General features: G+C 70.0%; 16 protein-coding genes. 4 read left to right on the forward strand and 12 right to left on the reverse strand.

Going from position 1 to position 16,349, the window contains the following annotated elements:
* Positions 1-11 precede the first annotated feature (11 nt).
* Positions 12-1,007, reverse strand: coding sequence for a hydrogen peroxide-inducible genes activator (locus tag CU044_RS22770; RefSeq protein ID WP_240045773.1), 996 nt, complete (start codon positions 1,005-1,007; stop codon positions 12-14).
* Between the two features lie 208 nt (positions 1,008-1,215).
* On the opposite strand from CU044_RS22770, the gene CU044_RS22775 reads away from it, so the two are divergent.
* Positions 1,216-1,770: a peroxiredoxin gene (locus CU044_RS22775; protein WP_129770573.1), complete on the forward strand. Its 555-nt coding sequence runs from the start codon at positions 1,216-1,218 to the stop codon at positions 1,768-1,770.
* Between the two features lie 6 nt (positions 1,771-1,776).
* The gene (locus CU044_RS22780; RefSeq protein WP_129770574.1) at positions 1,777-2,325 is read left to right on the forward strand and encodes an alkyl hydroperoxide reductase; all 549 of its coding nucleotides are present in this window, start codon (positions 1,777-1,779) and stop codon (positions 2,323-2,325) included.
* A gap of 77 nt (positions 2,326-2,402) precedes the next feature.
* On the opposite strand, the gene CU044_RS22785 is transcribed toward CU044_RS22780, so the two are convergent.
* The 5 genes from CU044_RS22785 to CU044_RS22805 form a co-directional block, all read right to left on the reverse strand.
* Complete coding sequence (locus tag CU044_RS22785) at positions 2,403-3,200, reverse strand: hypothetical protein (RefSeq protein ID WP_129770575.1); 798 nt, start codon at positions 3,198-3,200, stop codon at positions 2,403-2,405.
* On the reverse strand, positions 3,197-4,600 hold the full coding sequence (locus tag CU044_RS22790; protein ID WP_129770576.1) for an AI-2E family transporter: 1,404 nt from the start codon (positions 4,598-4,600) through the stop codon (positions 3,197-3,199). The genes CU044_RS22785 and CU044_RS22790 overlap by 4 nt, the downstream gene beginning before the upstream one ends.
* A gap of 159 nt (positions 4,601-4,759) precedes the next feature.
* Positions 4,760-5,470, reverse strand: coding sequence for a transglycosylase SLT domain-containing protein (locus CU044_RS22795; protein ID WP_129770577.1), 711 nt, complete (start codon positions 5,468-5,470; stop codon positions 4,760-4,762).
* 388 nt (positions 5,471-5,858) lie between these two features.
* Complete coding sequence (locus tag CU044_RS22800; RefSeq protein ID WP_129770578.1) at positions 5,859-7,193, reverse strand: PhoH family protein; 1,335 nt, start codon at positions 7,191-7,193, stop codon at positions 5,859-5,861.
* Between the two features lie 374 nt (positions 7,194-7,567).
* A complete protein-coding gene (locus CU044_RS22805) occupies positions 7,568-8,329 on the reverse strand; it encodes an isoprenyl transferase (RefSeq protein ID WP_129770901.1) in 762 nt (253 codons plus the stop codon).
* A gap of 149 nt (positions 8,330-8,478) precedes the next feature.
* Here CU044_RS22805 and mgrA point away from each other — a divergent pair, with 149 nt between their 5' ends.
* Positions 8,479-9,516: an L-glyceraldehyde 3-phosphate reductase gene (gene mgrA / locus CU044_RS22810; RefSeq protein WP_129770579.1), complete on the forward strand. Its 1,038-nt coding sequence runs from the start codon at positions 8,479-8,481 to the stop codon at positions 9,514-9,516.
* 292 nt (positions 9,517-9,808) lie between these two features.
* Here mgrA and CU044_RS22815 read toward each other — a convergent pair whose 3' ends face one another.
* The gene (locus tag CU044_RS22815) at positions 9,809-10,597 is read right to left on the reverse strand and encodes a class I SAM-dependent methyltransferase (protein ID WP_129770580.1); all 789 of its coding nucleotides are present in this window, start codon (positions 10,595-10,597) and stop codon (positions 9,809-9,811) included.
* A 197-nt stretch (positions 10,598-10,794) separates the two neighbouring features.
* Positions 10,795-11,808 carry an A24 family peptidase gene (locus tag CU044_RS22820; RefSeq protein ID WP_129770581.1) on the reverse strand — a complete coding sequence of 338 codons (1,014 nt, stop codon included), beginning with the start codon at positions 11,806-11,808 and terminating at the stop codon, positions 10,795-10,797.
* Between the two features lie 133 nt (positions 11,809-11,941).
* Between CU044_RS22820 and CU044_RS22825 the strand changes: the two genes are divergently transcribed.
* Positions 11,942-12,313 (forward strand): DUF192 domain-containing protein, encoded by a 372-nt coding sequence (locus tag CU044_RS22825; protein ID WP_129770582.1) that lies wholly within the window; start codon positions 11,942-11,944, stop codon positions 12,311-12,313.
* A 114-nt stretch (positions 12,314-12,427) separates the two neighbouring features.
* Here CU044_RS22825 and CU044_RS22830 read toward each other — a convergent pair whose 3' ends face one another.
* The 4 genes from CU044_RS22830 to CU044_RS22845 all read right to left on the reverse strand — a co-directional run bounded on the left by CU044_RS22830 (position 12,428) and on the right by CU044_RS22845 (position 16,334).
* Positions 12,428-13,261: a hypothetical protein gene (locus CU044_RS22830; protein ID WP_129770583.1), complete on the reverse strand. Its 834-nt coding sequence runs from the start codon at positions 13,259-13,261 to the stop codon at positions 12,428-12,430.
* A gap of 11 nt (positions 13,262-13,272) precedes the next feature.
* Positions 13,273-13,836: a hypothetical protein gene (locus CU044_RS22835; protein ID WP_129770584.1), complete on the reverse strand. Its 564-nt coding sequence runs from the start codon at positions 13,834-13,836 to the stop codon at positions 13,273-13,275.
* 267 nt (positions 13,837-14,103) lie between these two features.
* Positions 14,104-14,616 carry a hypothetical protein gene (locus CU044_RS22840; protein WP_129770585.1) on the reverse strand — a complete coding sequence of 171 codons (513 nt, stop codon included), beginning with the start codon at positions 14,614-14,616 and terminating at the stop codon, positions 14,104-14,106.
* A gap of 92 nt (positions 14,617-14,708) precedes the next feature.
* Positions 14,709-16,334 carry a polymorphic toxin-type HINT domain-containing protein gene (locus CU044_RS22845; protein WP_129770586.1) on the reverse strand — a complete coding sequence of 542 codons (1,626 nt, stop codon included), beginning with the start codon at positions 16,332-16,334 and terminating at the stop codon, positions 14,709-14,711.
* Positions 16,335-16,349: the final 15 nt, after the last annotated feature.

Consider the following 16,349-nt stretch of genomic DNA (forward strand, 5'->3'; position numbering starts at 1 on the left):
AGCTCGCGGTATCAGCTCTGACGCGGCACACGCGGGGGGTGCGGTGACGGGGCGCTCAGGCGTACCGGGAGCGGGCGCAGGGACTCCCGCAGGGCGTCCGCGAAGGTCTCGAACTCGCCGCCCCGCGCCGCGCCCGTGCGCATCGCCAGCGCGATCCTGCGCGCCGGGGCGGGGTCCGCGAAGTATCCCGTGGCGAGCCGGTCGTTGCGGCCGGTCTCGACCTGTACGGCCGTACGCGGCAGCAGCGTGACGCCGAGGCCGCCCGCGACGAGCTGCACCAGCGTCGACAGTCCCGCCGCCGTGGTCGTCACGGGCACGCCGTCGGCGCGGCCGGCCTCCCGGCAGATGTCCAGCGCCTGGTCGCGCAGGCAGTGGCCCTCGTCCAGGAGCAGCAGCGGCAGCTCGCGCAGCGCCTCGCGCGGCAGGTCGCGGCAGCCGCCGAGGGGGTGGTCGTCGGGGGTGACCAGGACGAAGTCCTCGTCGAACAGCGGCAGTTCGGTGACCGAGGGCTGGCCGAGCGGTACGGCGAGCAGCAGCAGATCCAGCCGGCCCGCCGCCAGACCGTCCAGCAGGGACGAGGTCTGCTCCTCGTGCACCTGGAGGTCGAGCTCCGGGTAGCGCTCATGGACCAGCCGGAGCACGGCCGGCAGCAGATACGGGGCGACGGTCGGGATCACGCCGAGCCTGAGGACTCCGGTGAAGGGCGCCCGTACCGCCTCGGCCTCGTCCACCAGCGCGCCCACCGCGTCCAGTACGGCCATCGCCCGGGACGCCAGCCGTTCACCGGCCGGGGAGAGCAGCACCCTGCGGGTCGTGCGTTCCACGAGCTGTACGCCGAGGACCTCCTCCAGCGCCGAGAGCGCGCCGGAGAGCGCGGGCTGGCTCATCCCGATCGCGGCAGCCGCGTCCCGGAAGTGCAGATGCTCGGCCACGGCCGCGAAGGCCCGCAGCTGCGACAGACTGGGCTGTTTGCCGCGCGGGCCTGACGGCCTGACGTGCTGCGTCACTGGCACCCGACCCGCTGACACCGGACCCGCCGGCACCGAACCCACCGACACCGAACCCACTGAACCGACCTTACTGATAGGCACCTCCGATCACGGCGACCGAGTCTAGCTATTTCTATGATCAATGCCGACTGTGCCACCATCAGTGAGCCGTCCAACCACCCGGAAGACCTCAAAAAGGGACTTCCCGCCCCCACAAGGAGAGTCCGTGCTCACCGTTGGTGACAAGTTCCCCTCGTTCGAATTGACCGCCTGTGTCTCCCTGGAGAAGGGCAAGGAGTTCGAGGAGATCAACCACAAGACCTACGAGGGCAAGTGGAAGGTCATCTTCGCCTGGCCCAAGGACTTCACCTTCGTGTGCCCGACCGAGATCGCGGCCTTCGGCCGGCTGAACGACGAGTTCGCCGACCGTGACGCCCAGGTCCTCGGCTTCTCCGGCGACTCCGAGTTCGTGCACCACGCCTGGCGCAAGGACCACCCGGACCTGCGCGACCTGCCCTTCCCGATGCTCGCCGACTCCAAGCACGAGCTGATGCGCGACCTCGGCATCGAGGGCGAGGACGGCTTCGCGCAGCGCGCCGTCTTCATCGTGGACCCCAACAACGAGATCCAGTTCACGATGGTGACCGCCGGTTCCGTGGGGCGTAACCCCAAGGAGGTCCTGCGGGTGCTCGACGCCCTCCAGACCGACGAGCTGTGCCCGTGCAACTGGAACAAGGGCGAGAACACCCTCGACCCCGTCAAGCTCCTGTCGGGCGAGTGATCTCCGATGGCCCTCGATGAACTGAAGTCGGCCCTGCCCGACTACGCCAAGGACCTGCGGCTGAACCTCGGTTCGGTGATCGGCAACAGCGGGCTGCCCGCGCAGCAGCTCTGGGGCACCGTGCTGGCCTGCGCGATCGCCTCGCGCTCGGCGCGGGTGCTGCGCGAGCTGGAGCCGGAGGCCAAGGCGAACCTGAGCGCCGAGGCGTACACCGCCGCCAAGTCGGCCGCCGCGATCATGGCGATGAACAACGTCTTCTACCGGACCCGGCATCTGCTGTCGGACCCCGAGTACGGGACGCTGCGCGCCGGTCTGCGGATGAACGTCATCGGCAACCCGGGTGTGGAGAAGGTCGACTTCGAGCTGTGGTCGCTCGCCGTCTCCGCCGTCAACGGCTGCGGCCAGTGCCTCGACTCGCACGAGCAGGTGCTCCGCACGGCCGGTGTGGACCGCGAGACGATCCAGGAAGCCTTCAAGATCGCCGCGGTGATCCAGGCGGTCGGCACGACGCTCGACGCCGAGGCCGTGCTCGCCGGGGCCGTACTCGCCGAGTAGTGGCCCGAAAGGAACCGGCCCCCGCCCTCCACGACACCGTGGAGGGCGGGGGCCGGTTCCGTTTGTCCGTACCGCGGTCACTTCCTGACCGCGGCCATCAGCGCCTTCATGTCCTCGACCATCGCGGGTTCGAGGACGGCGGGATCAATTGGTTCCGTTTCCGGTGGTGTCACCTGGCCGCCGCCGGGCGGGCCCTCGGTGACGGACTCGCTCGCGACCTCGATCGAGAGCACGGCCCGGCCGTCCAGGACCTTCAGCTCGGGGCCGTATCCGTCGGAGTCCGTCATCAGATAGGCACGCTCGCCCAGTTCCGGGATCCGCTTGGTCCTGCGCTCGATGACCTGGGAGAGCGCGAGCGGGGTCAGCGTCGCCTCGAACTCCGGTTCCGGATCTGTCTCCTTGTGCAGGGTGTAGTGGACGGTGACGGACGCGTACGACCTCGTCAGGACGTCGTCCTTCGCCTCGGGCGGCCGGCCCGGCGCCATCGTGACGTTGCAGAAGGACCGGTCGATGGTGCGCTGTTCCTCCACCGCGGGCCGAGGGGAACTCTTGCCGCCGAGGAGCGCGGAGAGCGCGGACAGATCGGCGTCCCGGCAGAGGTCCTCGCTGATCCGGTAGCCGCGCAGATCCGGCCCCGTCCGGTCGTACGCGTACAGTCCGCCCGCCCAGACGGCGGAGGCGACGACCGCGCCGCCCAGGGCCCAGAGCCACCGTAAGCGGCGCGGCGGCAGCACGGGGACGTCGTCGCCGACGACCGTCCCGGGCCCGTCGAGCGGTTCGGCAGCCCGCGGGGACAGCGGCGGCAGCGGGGACGGCGAGGACCGCGGGCCGCTCTGCCCGCCGTCCTCGCCTTCCAGTTCCGGCTCGGATATCACTCCCGGCCGTCCCCGGCCTCGGCGGTGGCGGGCCTGGCCACCGGCGCCACGGCCGGGGCTTCCGGAGCCTGAGCCTCCGCGGAGGACGGGGACGAGGAGGACGGGGAGGCCGGGGAGGGGGACGAGGAGGAGGATGACGAGTCGGCGGGGTCCTGCGCCGGCGGCCGGGGCAGCGCCTGTTCCGCGCTGTACGCCCGGAGATAACCGACCACCGTATTGGTGACGGCCACCACCGGCACCGCCACCACCGCCCCGCCGATGCCCGCGACCAGACTGCCGATCGCGACGGAGAGCACGACGGCGAGCGGATGCACCCGTACCGCACGGCCCAGGATGAAGGGCTGGAGCACATGCCCCTCGATCTGCTGGACCCCGAGGACGACGCACAGGACCATCAGCGCCGTGAACACGTCCTGTGTGACCAGCGCGACGACCACGGCCAGCGCGCCCGACACCAGCGCGCCCACCAGCGGGATGAAGGCGCCGAGGAAGATGAAGACGGCCAGCGGCACGGCCAGCGGGACATTGAGGAAGTAGAGCCCGAGACCGATGAAGAGCGCGTCGATCAGCGCCACCAGGACCGTGCCGCGCACATACGCGGTCAGGGTGCGCCAGGCGCGCGGCCCGGCCCCTGCGACGCCCTCACGGGCCTGCGCCGGGACGAGCTTGAGCGTCCAGTGCCAGATCTTCCTGCCGTCGTACAGCAGGAAGAGCGTCGAGAACATCGCGAGGACGATCCCGGTCAGCAGCTCGACGATCACGGTCAGGCCCTGCAACCCGGCGGACGTGATCTTCTCGGTGTTGGAACCGACCGCGTCGCTCAGCGTCTTCGCGATGTCGTTGATCTGGCCCTCGGTCACATGGAACGGGCTGTCGAGCAGCCAGCGCTTCAGCTCGTTGATGCCGTCCGTGACACGGTTGGAGAGATCGTCGATGTTCTCCATGACCTGCCACACCACGAACCAGCCGACCAGCCCCATGAGGACGAATCCGGCGACCGCGGTGAGGGCCGTGGCCAGTCCGCGCGGCATCCCGTGCCGCTTGAGCCAGGCGACCGTGGGCTGGAGGAGCGCCGTGATCAGCAGACCGGCGGCGAAGGCCATGACGACCAGCTGTACGGCGCCGATGACCCGCATCAGCACCCAGACCAGCCCGGCGAGGACGAGCAGCCGCCAGGCCGCCTCACCCGCGACCCGCATCCCCCAGGGGATGGCGGCGACGGGGTCCGGCTTGGCCGCGACGGAGGGCGCGTACGCCGGGGGCGGGGGGACGTTCTCGGGCGCGGTCCGCGGTACCGGCCGGTCGTCCTCCTCGGCCTCCGCCCGGCGCTGGTCCAGGCGCTCCCCTATACGGGTCAGTTCGGCACCGACCTGACCGAGCCATGCGGGTACTTTCGACATGAAGCTTCCTCTTCCCCCTGTGCTGTCCCCAACTCACTCCCCTGGGAGCACGGAGCACGTCCGAACCGACCGTACACGTGCGAAGCCCCCCGCCGTAGGACGGCGGGGGGCTTCGTGAGGTTGAGCGCCGGAAGGACCGGGTTCAGCCGGTCACGGCGGTTAGTACCAGCCGTTGGCCTGCCAGAACGCGAAGGCCTGGCAGGGGCTGCCGTAGCGATCCGAGTTCATGTAGTTCAGGCCCCACTTGATCTGCGTGGCCGGGTTGGTCTGCCAGTCGGAGCCGACCGAGGACATCTTGGAGCCGGGAAGCGCCTGCATCAGGCCGTAGGCACCGGAAGACGGGTTCTGCGCCCGGTAGTTCCAGGTGGACTCGCGCTCCACGATGCTGCTGAAGCACTGGAACTGATCGGCGGGAACGATCTGCCGTGCTATCGCCTTGACCTCGGCGACGGTGTACGAGGCCTGCTGGGTGAAGGACCCGGACGAGGACTGGGAACGGACCTCGTCACGGCTCGCGCGCTCCTTGGCCTCCTTGGCCTTGCGCTCACGCTCGGCCGCGTCGTCGGCGGCCTCCTTCTTCGCCTTGGCGTCCTTGGCAGCCTGGATACGGGCCGCTTCCTCCGCTGACTTCTTGGCGGTCGCGTCGGCGGCGGCGGCCTGTACGTCGGCCTGCTGCGTCAGCGACGCGGTCTGCACCTGGGCCTGCTGGCCCGCGGGGATGTCAGCGAGAAGCGTCATGTCGGCTGCGGTCGCCTCGAAATTGTCGTCCGAGACCTGGGGGTCGCCCGAGGCGACACCCACGACAGCGCCGACGGTGGTGACCGCAGTGGCAGATGCCACGGCGAATCCCCGGACCGAGATCCGGCTCACACGGTGTCCTTCCAGCAACATCCGCACACGTGACCTCGCGGACGCAATCGTGCCCCCTGGCACTGGTCTCCGTACTACGGCGTCACGGGAGACACGGGCCCGGTGGGCAACCCCCCTGCGGGGACTGCCGCGTGGTGCGCGGGCGGCATGCGGCGGCAGTTGTTGAGTTGTGTGGTGCCACATCACTGAAGATGCGCGTGTGCCGCATGCGGGGCCTGACGGAAGCAAGACTCTGCCGGAAGGTAACGGCGCGAGGCAATTCTTCGTTGCGTGGGAAAGCTCACACTCCGTTTGTGCCAGGAGAATCGAGGAAAGAGCGCGCAGCACAGCGCCGCCCGGCTAAGCTGCTGCGCTTTCGCCGGGCGGCGCCAAGTGTGGTGATACGGGGTTAGATCTGACCGTCCTCCAGCATTTCGGTCACGAGCGCGGCGATCGGTGAACGCTCGGAGCGGGTGAGCGTGACATGCGCGAAGAGCGGATGCCCCTTGAGTTTCTCGACGACGGCGACAATTCCGTCGTAACGCCCCACCCGGAGATTGTCGCGCTGGGCGACATCATGCGTGAGCACCACCCGGGAGTTCGCCCCGATACGGGACAGAACGGTCAGCAGTACGTTCCGTTCCAGGGACTGGGCCTCGTCGACGATGACGAACGCGTCGTGCAGGGACCGGCCGCGGATATGCGTGAGCGGCAGCACTTCGAGCATGCCGCGCCCCAGCACCTCCTCGATGACCTCACGGCCGGCGACCGCGGAGAGCGTGTCGAAGACGGCCTGCGCCCACGGGCTCATCTTCTCGGCCTCGGTGCCGGGCAGATAGCCCAGCTCCTGCCCGCCGACCGCGTACAACGGCCGGAAGACCATCACCTTCTGATGCTGTCTGCGCTCCAGGACCGCCTCCAGCCCCGCGCACAGGGCCAGCGCCGACTTGCCGGTGCCCGCCCGGCCGCCCATCGACACGATGCCGATGTCCTGGTCGAGGAGGAGATCGAGGGCGATGCGCTGCTCGGCGCTGCGGCCGTGGATCCCGAATGCCTCACGGTCGCCGCGGACGAGCCGGACATGGCCCTCGGCGGTGATCCGGCCGAGCGCCTTGCCGCGCTCGGACTGGAGCACCAGACCCGTGTGCACGGGCAGATCGCTCACCTCGGGCACGAAGAGGGAGTCCTCGGTGAACAGGAGGTCCACCTGATCCGCGGCGAGCGACACCTCGCTCATCCCCGTCCAGCCGGAGGAGCCGGTGGATTCGGTGATGGCGAGCTCGGCACGGTACTCCTCGGCGAGGAGCCCGACCGAGGACGCCTTGATACGCAGCGGCAGATCCTTGGAGACGACCGTGACGTCGTACCCCTCGGCCTGCAGATTGCGGGCCACCGCGAGAATCCGTGAGTCGTTGTCCCCCAAGCGGAAGCCGGCGGGCAGGATGCCGGGATCAGAGTGGTTGAGCTCGACGCGCAGCGTGCCTCCCAGGTCGCCCAGAGGGATGGGGGCATCGAGACGGCCGAACCGGATGCGGAAGTCGTCGAGCAGGCGCAGCGCCTGCCGGGCGAAGTAGCCGAGCTCCGGATGATGCCTCTTGGCCTCCAACTCCGTGATCACCACGATCGGGAGCACCACTTCGTGCTCGTCGAAGCGGGACATGGCGTTCGGATCGGCCAGCAGGACGCTGGTGTCGAGAACGTAGGTGCGCCTGTCGGGCATGCGGCGCTTTGTGCTGGTCACCACGGAAGGACGTACCCCCTCGGATGAGGTCGGGGTGCGACGGCGTCGCGGGCGGGTGGGCCGGGTCCTGACCCCATGCGCGGGCCGGACTCCGGCCCTCCATGTCGCCCGTACGACTCGGCGCACGGTCGTCCTGGTGCAAAGGGCCTCCCGGGCGGACGGCCCCATGCCGTCCGCTGAGATGCGACGTCCACTGACTTGTTTTGGACGTCGACCTGGGGGAGGTATTCCCTCGAACACGCGCCGCCATGCCAGGGCGTAGGGCGGACGGTGGATGAACCGTGGGTGAAGCGGGCGGTCCTGCCCGGCGGAATCGGCCGGGCACCGGCCGGCGCCGAGTCGCCGTCTCGCGGCGTCCTTACGGGAGAAGGGGGAGGTCAGGTCCCGTAGCGCCGGTGACGTGCGGCGTAATCGCGCAGCGCGCGCAGAAAGTCGACTTTACGGAACGCCGGCCAGAAGACTTCGCAGAAGTAGTACTCCGAATGGGCGCTCTGCCAGAGCATGAAGCCGGAGAGACGCTGCTCGCCGCTGGTGCGGATGACCAGGTCCGGGTCGGGCTGGCCGCGCGTATAGAGATGGGACGAGATCAGATCGACGTCGACGATCTCGGCGAGTTCCTCGAACGAGGTGCCCTTGCTCGCGTGGTCCATCAGCAGGGAGCTGACCGCGTCCGCGATCTCCTGCCGGCCGCCGTACCCCACGGCGACATTGACGAGTATTCCCTCATTGCCGTGGGTGGCCTGTTCGGCCTCCTTGAGAACGGTCTGCGTATGGGCGGGCAGCAGATCGAGCGTGCCGACGTGGTGCACCCGCCAGCGGCCGTCGGCCGCCAGATCGCGGACCGCGTTCTCGACGATGCCGACCAGCGGGGTCAGCTCGTTCTCGGGACGGTCGAGGTTGTCCGTGGAGAGCATCCAGAGGGTGACCACCTCGACCTTGGTCTCGGAGCACCAGCCGAGCAGTTCCTGGATCTTGTTGGCGCCCGCCTTGTGTCCTTGCTCGGCCGTGCCGCCCGCCGCCCGCGCCCAGCGACGGTTGCCATCGAGGATGACTCCGATGTGCTTGGGCACCTGGGTGTGGTCGAGGCGGCCTTCCACCCGGCGTGCGTAGAGCCGATACACCAGGTCGCGCAGGTTCACTGAGTCCACCCTCTCGATTCCGTGGGGACCGGCGCATCCACTGACGGGATCCTGGGGCCGGCCCGGGGACCCCGAAGCCGTCACATTACTGCGCGGGCCCCTTGGGGACCCAACCCGGTCTGTCACAAGTACGTGATAGGGAGAGAAGCGTGACTGATTTTCCCTCATACCTCGCAGCCGACGACCGGTACGACTCCATGGAGTACCGGCGCAGTGGACGCAGTGGCCTGAAACTGCCCGCCATCTCGCTCGGCCTCTGGCACAACTTCGGCGACGACCGCACCCTCGATTCGCAGCGCGCGATCCTGCGCCGCGCCTTCGATCTCGGCGTCACGCACTTCGACCTGGCGAACAACTACGGTCCGCCCCCGGGATCCGCCGAGCTGAATTTCGGCAAGATCTTCGCGCAGGACTTCTCGGCCTATCGGGATGAACTCATCATTTCGACCAAGGCCGGTTATTTGATGCATCCCGGCCCCTACGGTGAATGGGGTTCCCGTAAGTATCTGCTGTCGTCGCTGGACGCGTCCCTGAAGCGGATGGGGCTCGACCACGTCGATATCTTCTACTCCCACCGCTTCGACCCGAACACTCCGCTGGAGGAGACGATGGGGGCGCTGGCCTCCGCCGTGCGGCAGGGCAAGGCGCTGTACGTCGGTGTGTCGTCGTACACGGCGGAGCAGACCGCCGAGGCGGCCGGGCTGCTGAAGGAGATGGGCGTGCCCGCGCTCATCCACCAGCCCTCGTACTCGATGATCAACCGCTGGACCGAGGACGACGGACTGCTGGACACCCTGGAGACGGCCGGGATGGGCTGTATCTCCTTCGTGCCGCTCGCCCAGGGGCTGCTGACGGACAAGTATCTGAAGGGCATCCCGGAGGGCTCGCGGGCCACCCAGGGCAAGTCCCTGGACCCGGATCTGCTGTCGGACGAGGTCGTGCGGCGGCTGACCGGGCTGAACGAGATCGCGCGGCGACGCGGTCAGTCGCTGGCGCAGCTGGCGCTGACGTGGGTGCTGCGTGACCCGCGTATGACGTCCGCGCTGATCGGGGCGTCGAGTACGAAGCAGCTGGACGAGAACGTCGCGGCGCTGGCCGGGCCGGAGCTCTCCGCCGAGGAGCTGAAGGAGATCGACAGCTTCGCGGTGGACACGGCGGGCACGAACATCTGGGCCGGGCGGGGCTGACTCGCCGGGCCCGGGACGGACTCGCCGGGGGGGCCGGCTCCGTTGCGGGGGCGACTCGCCGGGCGGGGCCGGCTCCGGGCGGGGCTGATACAGAAAAACGGGCCGGTCCGTGGGGGGGATACGGACCGGCCCGAGGGGGGGTTTCCACCATAACCCTTCATAACTGATGGTGGGCGTCGCGACGGGCCGTGCCGGTGCTCCGAAAACCGCGGCCGGCCGCGCGAGGCCCGTAGTACCAGGCATTTCAGGGGTTCCGGCGCCCGGAGTGGCGAGTAGTTGCCACCCCGCGCCGTTACGCTCGGGAGCGGCCTCCGCGCTTGACCGCCTCGATGAGGAAGCGCGTCGTGGTCGCGACGAAGGGCCCCTCGGCCTCGATGCGGCGATGCAGCGCCGCCAGCCGGTCGCGGTACCGCTCGATGGTGAAGCCGGGCACCATCCAGATCACCTTGCGCAGGAAGTAGACGACGGCCCCGATGTCGTGGAACTCCGTACGGAGCGGGGCCGTGCGCAGATCGACCACGTCCAGTCCCGCCGCCCCGGCCGCCTCCCGCGCCCGCTCGGGGTCGCGGGCGGACCGCGTCTCGGGAGGCTGCGGCCCCAGGAAGTACTCGACGAGCTCGAAGACGCTCGCCGGTCCGACCTCCTGGGAGAAATAACGGCCGCCGGGGCGCAGGACCCGCGCGATCTCCTCCCACCAGGCGTGTACGGGGTGGCGGCTGACGACCAGATCGAAGGCGCCGTCCGCGAACGGCAGCGGCGGCTCGTCCGGGTCGGCGACGACCGCGACGCCGAGCGGGTGCAGCAGGGCGGTGGCACGGGCGAGATTCGGCGGCCAGGACTCGGTGGCCACGGTGAGCGGCGGGCGCGTCGGTACGGACGCGAGGAGCTCGCCCCCGCCGGTCTGGATGTCCAGGGCGGCGGTGGCCCGGGACATCCTGTCCGCCATCGACCGGGCGTATCCCCAGGCAGGGCGTTCCTCGGTGGCCCGGCCGTCCAGCCAGGAGAAGTCCCAGCCGTCGACGGAGACGGCGTCGGCCTCGGCGATCAGGTCTTCGAAGGTGCGGGAGCGGGCGGGAGACATGGGGCGATCGTGGCAGCGGCGCCCTGGGTTCGCGAACGCTTTTCGGGCCGTACGGTCGGCCGCGCGGCGGCCCCCGGTCGTACGGCGGTCGGTCGTACGGCGGTCCGTTCACGCTGCGGTCGGTCGTACGGCGGTCCGTTCACGCTGCGGTAGGTCGTACGGCGGTCGGGTACCGGCGGTCGGTCGTACGGCGGCCGTCACGCTGCGGCGAGAGCGCCGAGGAGGATGCCGATCAGCGCGCCGACGATCATGAAGGGGCCGAAGGGGAACGCGGACTTGCGCCCGGCCCGGCGCAGCAGAATGAGCCCGAAGCCGTAGAGCGAGCCCAGCAGGAACCCGGCGAAGGCCCCGACGAACAGGACCGTCCAGCCGTACCAGCCGAGCACGACGCCGAGGGAGAGAGCGAGCTTGACGTCGCCGAAGCCCATGCCGTTCGGGTTGATGAGGAAGAGCACGAAGTAGCAGACGCCGAGGGCGAGTCCGCCGAGCAGCGCGGTCCCCCACGAGCCGCCGGGACCCGTGCGGTCGCCGCCGCCGTCGGGCAGCAGCGCGGCCAGCCCGAGCAGTACGACGGCCGCCGCCGCGAGCGGCAGGGTCAGCTGGTCCGGCAGCCGGTGCACATTGCGGTCGACGAGCGCCAGCAGGACGGCGAAGGGCGCGAGCAGCAGCCAGACGGCGAGTTCGGGGCGGGGGCCGGTGGCGGCGGCGAGGACCACGCAGGCGAGGGCGGTGAGGAGAGGTACGGGGAGGGAGGGCGCGTAGCGGACGCGGGCGCCGGATCCCTCGCCGGATCCCTCGACCGCCGGTTCGGCCACTGAGCCGGCGGAACCGACCGCGGATCCGGCCACCGGCCCGGCCGCTGAGCCGGTCGCGGAACCGGTCTCGGAACCAGGCTCCGAACCGGTCTCCGAACCGGTCTCCGAACGACTCGCTGTGGTGACAGGAGCGGCGGCGCGGCCGGTACCGACGCCGGGGCCTTCGGCATGGGACCCGGAACTCTCCGCCGTACCGGAGGGCGCGGCCACCGCGCAGCCCGTACACCTCGCGACGCCGAGCCACCCGTCGGCGGGCCCCGTGATCGGGTGCCCGGCCGGGCAGTTGTCCCGCCACGCGTGCTCCGGCTCGACGGAGAGCCGGTAGGCGGCACGCGGCAGGAACAGTCCGGTGGCCGCACCCCAGAGCGCGGCGACGACGATCAGCGTGGCGTACACAGCACTGACCTTAGAGCTCCCCGACGGACCCGGTCATGGGTCCAGGGGCCCACTCCCGGTGCCCCAGGGGACCCATCCCGTTCCCCACCCTCGGGGGCGCGTGGCCGGGCCGCGGGCGCTACGGTCTACCGCCATGGGCACTTGGCGTAACGGCACAGGGCAGTTGACGGTCGCGGGGCAGGACGTTCCGGTGGAGCTGGAGATCGCCGCGTCGTACGGGACACGGCGGCGCGGGCTGCTCGGGCGCGAGGGGATAGCGGGCGCGCTGCTGATCACTCCGTGCAACAGCGTGCACACCTTCAGGATGCGCTTCACCATCGATGTGGCGTATCTGGACAAGGAGTTGAAGGTCATCGACGTCCACACGCTGAAGCCGGGCCGGCTCCCCCTGCCGCGCTGGCGGGCCCGCCATGTGCTGGAGGCGGAGGGCGGGGCGATGGAGCGGTGGGGGCTGCGGCCCGGGGTGCGGCTGAATGTGAACGTGGACGCGGAGCGCGCTGCGTGAGTCGTGGAGCGTGCTCCGCGAGTCGTGAAGCGTGCTCCGCGAGTCGTGAAGCGTGCTCCGCGAGTCGTGGAGCGTGCTCCGCGAGTCGTGAAGCGTGGTGCGTGAGTCCGTGCGTTACGTGAGCTTGGTCGCCTGGGCGGCGAGCAGGGCCGGCGGCATCAGCGGTGTCGCGCCGTTCTCGAAGTTCGCGGTGTAGAAGGTGGCTACCGTGCCGCCCACCCGTACGAGATGGAAGACCAGCGGGACCGGATCGCCCTCGAAGTCCCCCGTCAGCTGATAGGCGAGCGCGTCGTCGCCCGCCTTGACCGTGCTCAACCGCTTGACGCCCGTGTACGTCGAGGGGCCGTCACCGCCGGAGGCCGTAAAGCCGTCCGCACAGGCGGTGACGGCGGCACGCAGCCGGTTGAGCAGGGTGCTCGCGTCCTGTACGCCGTGGGTGGTGAGGAATTCGGAGACGGCCGGGCGGTCGCTGTCGGGGCCGACGAGCTGCCGGTACGCGACAGCTTTCCCGAGCGGTTCCGGCTTGCCGTTCAGTACGGCGGTGAGGGGCAGGCACTCGCTCCTGTCCGCGTTCTCGCCCCGGGGCGGCGGGGCGTCCATCGGGCCTGACCTGAAGCCCGACACGTCGCCGTCGGCGAGGATCGCCCGGTCCAACTCGCCCTGTGTGAGGGCCTTCCCGCCGCTCGCGCCGATTCCGGTGAGATCCGGGCGCGGGGTCGCCGCGAGTACGGGTGCGACCGACGAGGGCGCGGTGGACGAAGGGGCGGTGGACGAAGCGCGTGGGGTGGCCGGTGCCTCGCTGCCGGCCTCCTTCGCGTCGCCGCGCTCCCCGCCTCCACAGGCGCCCATCAGTCCGAGCGAGAGCGCGGCGGTCACGGCGGCCAGGCACACACGCCGTGCCGTCCCCGCCGTGTCCTCCTCCGGCCTGCCTTCGGTGCGTGTGCTCATCCGGTCACTCCTCACTGGCTCGTGCCGCCGGGCGCGTTCATGTCGGCCGGCGTATCGGCCGCCATCACGGCCGGCTCGCCGAGCGGGGTCACCTCGGCGGCGGGGAAGGCGGCCACCGCCGTCTCCACGGCGTCCACGGTGTATATCGGCCGCTCATCCGCCGCGGTCACATCCGGGGCGACCACCGCGGCCACCAGCCGCGCCCGGGTCACCACCGGGGCGGGCGATCCACCGGCCGGGGCCGCCAGCCAGTACGTCTCCGGGTCGACGTGTTCGTCCGGATAGAGCACCGCGGCCCCCGTACGGGCGGCGAGGGCCGCGGCCAGCTCCGCCTCGGTCTCGGGCGCGCCGTACGCGACGGTCGCGGGCTGCACCTGTACGTCCAGGCTCATCACCACATCGCCCCGTACCCGGTGGTGCGTACAGAGGACGAACGCCTCCCAGTCGCGTGCGTCCTGGCCGTCCTCCTCGGCGCACACGTCCACCTGGCCGGGCCGCACGCCTGTGGCGTGCGCCAGTGCGGCGATCAGCTCGGACGGTTCGAGCGGTTGGCTGATCAAGAAGTTGCAGAGCATGTGCACGTTCCCCCGTCGACGACTCCGGCGGCTCGCGCGTGGGCGTCCGGGTTCTGTGTCCTGGACGTACGCGACTCCAGCGATGCGGACGCTATGCGTTCCGGGGCACGTGGTCATGGGCCCTGGGACCCGGTACGCGCGTGGGTCCGGGCCCAAACTCGGCTCCTGGTCCGGCTGATCCGTGCCTGTCCGTTCGGTGCTTGTCCGATCCGTACCGGCCCGCGCTTGCCGGCCCTCGCTTGCCGGCCCTCGTTCATCGGCCCTCGTTTATCGGCCCGGCACGAGCGTGGTCTCGACTCCGCACGCACCGTCCCCGTACAGCTCCACCCAGCACTTCTCCTGCGCCTCGTTGCCGAGCCGGATACCGAACGTCCAGGTGGGGTCGAGGAAGAGCGTGTGGCCGCCCTCGAAGTCCAGGGCGAGGCATCTGCACTCCGCCCCGCCGCCCGGATAGACCCGGATCCGCGTACAGCGCCACTCGCTCCTGCCGTCGCCGAAGAGCTGTTCGCCGTACGAGGCGACGATCACCTCGTCCTCGGCGTCGGCCAGTACCCCGATGTCCGACCAGCTGATGGCCGGCACCCGGGCCGAGGCCAGCCGGTCGTACTGGCCGACGGACTCGAACCGCAGCAGTCCGTCGTCCAGCCGCAGCCATACGGCCATCGGCTGCGGCCGGAACTCCGGTACGTCGCCGTCCCGGTCGACCCAGCCGGGGACGAGCACATCGCGGACATGGTGGGCGCGGAGCGCCTCTTCGACCGGCCGCCACTGGCTACTCATCCCGGCTACCCCTTCTCCCCGTGTTCTTCCGCTGCTTCGGCCACTTCTTCGGCCACTTCTTCGTCTTCTTCTACGGCTTCTTCTTAGGTCTGCTACTTCTTCTTGGGCACCTTCTGGGTGATCTCGATCGAGGTGTCCAGTCCTTCGCCGCTCTTGAGCGCCGTCCAGAAGTCGCCGTTCTCCCGCAGGACGACCGTCACGCCCTTGCCACGATAGATCAGCCCCTCAGGCTCGCCCTTCTTCAACGTACCCTTCCCGACCAGCTCGAATGTGCCGTCCTTGATGGCCTTTCCGATGTCCTCACGGAACCGGGGGCCGTCCTCCTTCAGCTTCTTGTACTTCGTACCGAGGGCGTCCTCGATGAGCTTCTTGTGCCGCAGGAAGTGGTCCTTGAACTTCTTGGCGTCGCCCTCGCCGACGTTCGGCTTCCTGGCCGCGTCGACGTCCTCCGGGGACATGTCGCAGTCGTTGTTGTGGACGAGCGCGGCGGCGGAGCCGATCCCCACGTAGTAGGTGTGGATGCCCTCGACGGTCAGGTCGTAGGTGGTCTGCCGCTGGGTGTAGCGGGAGACGGCGGTGACCGTACGCGTCGAGCCCGTCGGCGTACGCAGCTCGTCACCCGGGGAGATCTCGCCGGCCTCCGCCCAGCGGCGCTCGCCGCTCAGCCAGAACGGGTGCGTGTCCGTGGCCGTGAGGCGCGCCGGTACGCCGCCGTCCAGGACCGTGAGCCGGGTGAAGTGCTTGTCGTCGTACGTGATGATGGTCCGCCGCACCGCGCGGGGCTCCGTCACGCCCGTCAGCGGGTCGGTGGCCAGGACGCGCGTGCCCACGGGGACACGGTCGATGGCCCGTCGTGTGCCATCGGCGAGCAGGACCGGCGTACCGGGCAGGAAGCTGTGCCGGACGGGGCACGTGGTGGGTTTCTTGTCCGGTGTCTCCTTGTCGCCTTCTTTGTCGCCTTCTTTGGGTTTGCCCTTGTTCTCGGCGTCGAGTTTCCGCTTCGCGTCGGCGAGTCTGTCCTCGGCCTCGCTGACGCGTTTGCGGTTCTTGATCAGGCCCTTGATGCCGTCGTACAGATCACCGCCGTGCTTCTTCAGCTTTCTGACCAGCTCGACGGCCTTCTTCCACTTCCATGGCGCCCCGTACTTCGCCGCGAGCTTGCCCACGGCGCCGCCGATGAGGCTGAGCAGTACGTTGACGAGCGTCTCCGTACAGGCGCCCATGTCCCCCTTGGTGACGCAGTCCAGGGCGTCGGTGATCCCCAGCTCGTCGGCCAGGATCTTCGCCAGCTCCTTCGCGGCCTCCTTGGCCTTGTCGGAGTCGGACTTCTCGGCGGCCTGGGCATCCTGGAGTTCCTTGAGGGCGGCCTCGTAGTCGATCTGGGTCTGGGGCTTCTCGCCGCCGGTGCCGCCACCTCTGTCGCCTGTGTCGTCTGTGTCGCTGGTGCCGCTGGTGCCGTCTGTCTCGTCCCCTGGGGCGTCGGTGTTGTCTTCCCCTCCCCCGCCGCCACCGCAGTTGTCGCCACCGGTGATCCGGCACACCTGCGTGCCGAGACCTTCGGCGATCGTCGGCCCCACGCCCGTGACCACCAGCGTGCCGACGATCGCGGCGACGACGGCCACGAGACCGACGTACTCGACGGCCCCCTGTCCCCGCTGCCCCCGGCACCCGCGCCGCGCCCGGCGCAGCCCGAGCAGCCTGGCCTCGGTACGCGGCATGGACTTCCGCACGCG

Source organism: Streptomyces sp. L-9-10 (assembly GCF_004151105.1).
Taxonomy (GTDB): domain Bacteria; phylum Actinomycetota; class Actinomycetes; order Streptomycetales; family Streptomycetaceae; genus Streptomyces.

What these genes read in the sequence shown, in the direction of transcription:
- CU044_RS22825 (WP_129770582.1), top strand. Translation starts at nt 11,942, where the DNA reads ATGGGCACTTGGCGTAACGGCACAGGGCAGTTGACGGTCGCGGGGCAG.
- CU044_RS22835 (WP_129770584.1), bottom strand. Translation starts at nt 13,836, where the DNA reads ATGCTCTGCAACTTCTTGATCAGCCAACCGCTCGAACCGTCCGAGCTG.
- CU044_RS22815 (WP_129770580.1), bottom strand. Translation starts at nt 10,597, where the DNA reads ATGTCTCCCGCCCGCTCCCGCACCTTCGAAGACCTGATCGCCGAGGCC.
- CU044_RS22830 (WP_129770583.1), bottom strand. Translation starts at nt 13,261, where the DNA reads ATGAGCACACGCACCGAAGGCAGGCCGGAGGAGGACACGGCGGGGACG.
- CU044_RS22840 (WP_129770585.1), bottom strand. Translation starts at nt 14,616, where the DNA reads ATGAGTAGCCAGTGGCGGCCGGTCGAAGAGGCGCTCCGCGCCCACCAT.
- CU044_RS22845 (WP_129770586.1), bottom strand. Translation starts at nt 16,334, where the DNA reads ATGCCGCGTACCGAGGCCAGGCTGCTCGGGCTGCGCCGGGCGCGGCGC.
- CU044_RS22790 (WP_129770576.1), bottom strand. Translation starts at nt 4,600, where the DNA reads ATGTCGAAAGTACCCGCATGGCTCGGTCAGGTCGGTGCCGAACTGACC.
- CU044_RS22780 (WP_129770574.1), top strand. Translation starts at nt 1,777, where the DNA reads ATGGCCCTCGATGAACTGAAGTCGGCCCTGCCCGACTACGCCAAGGAC.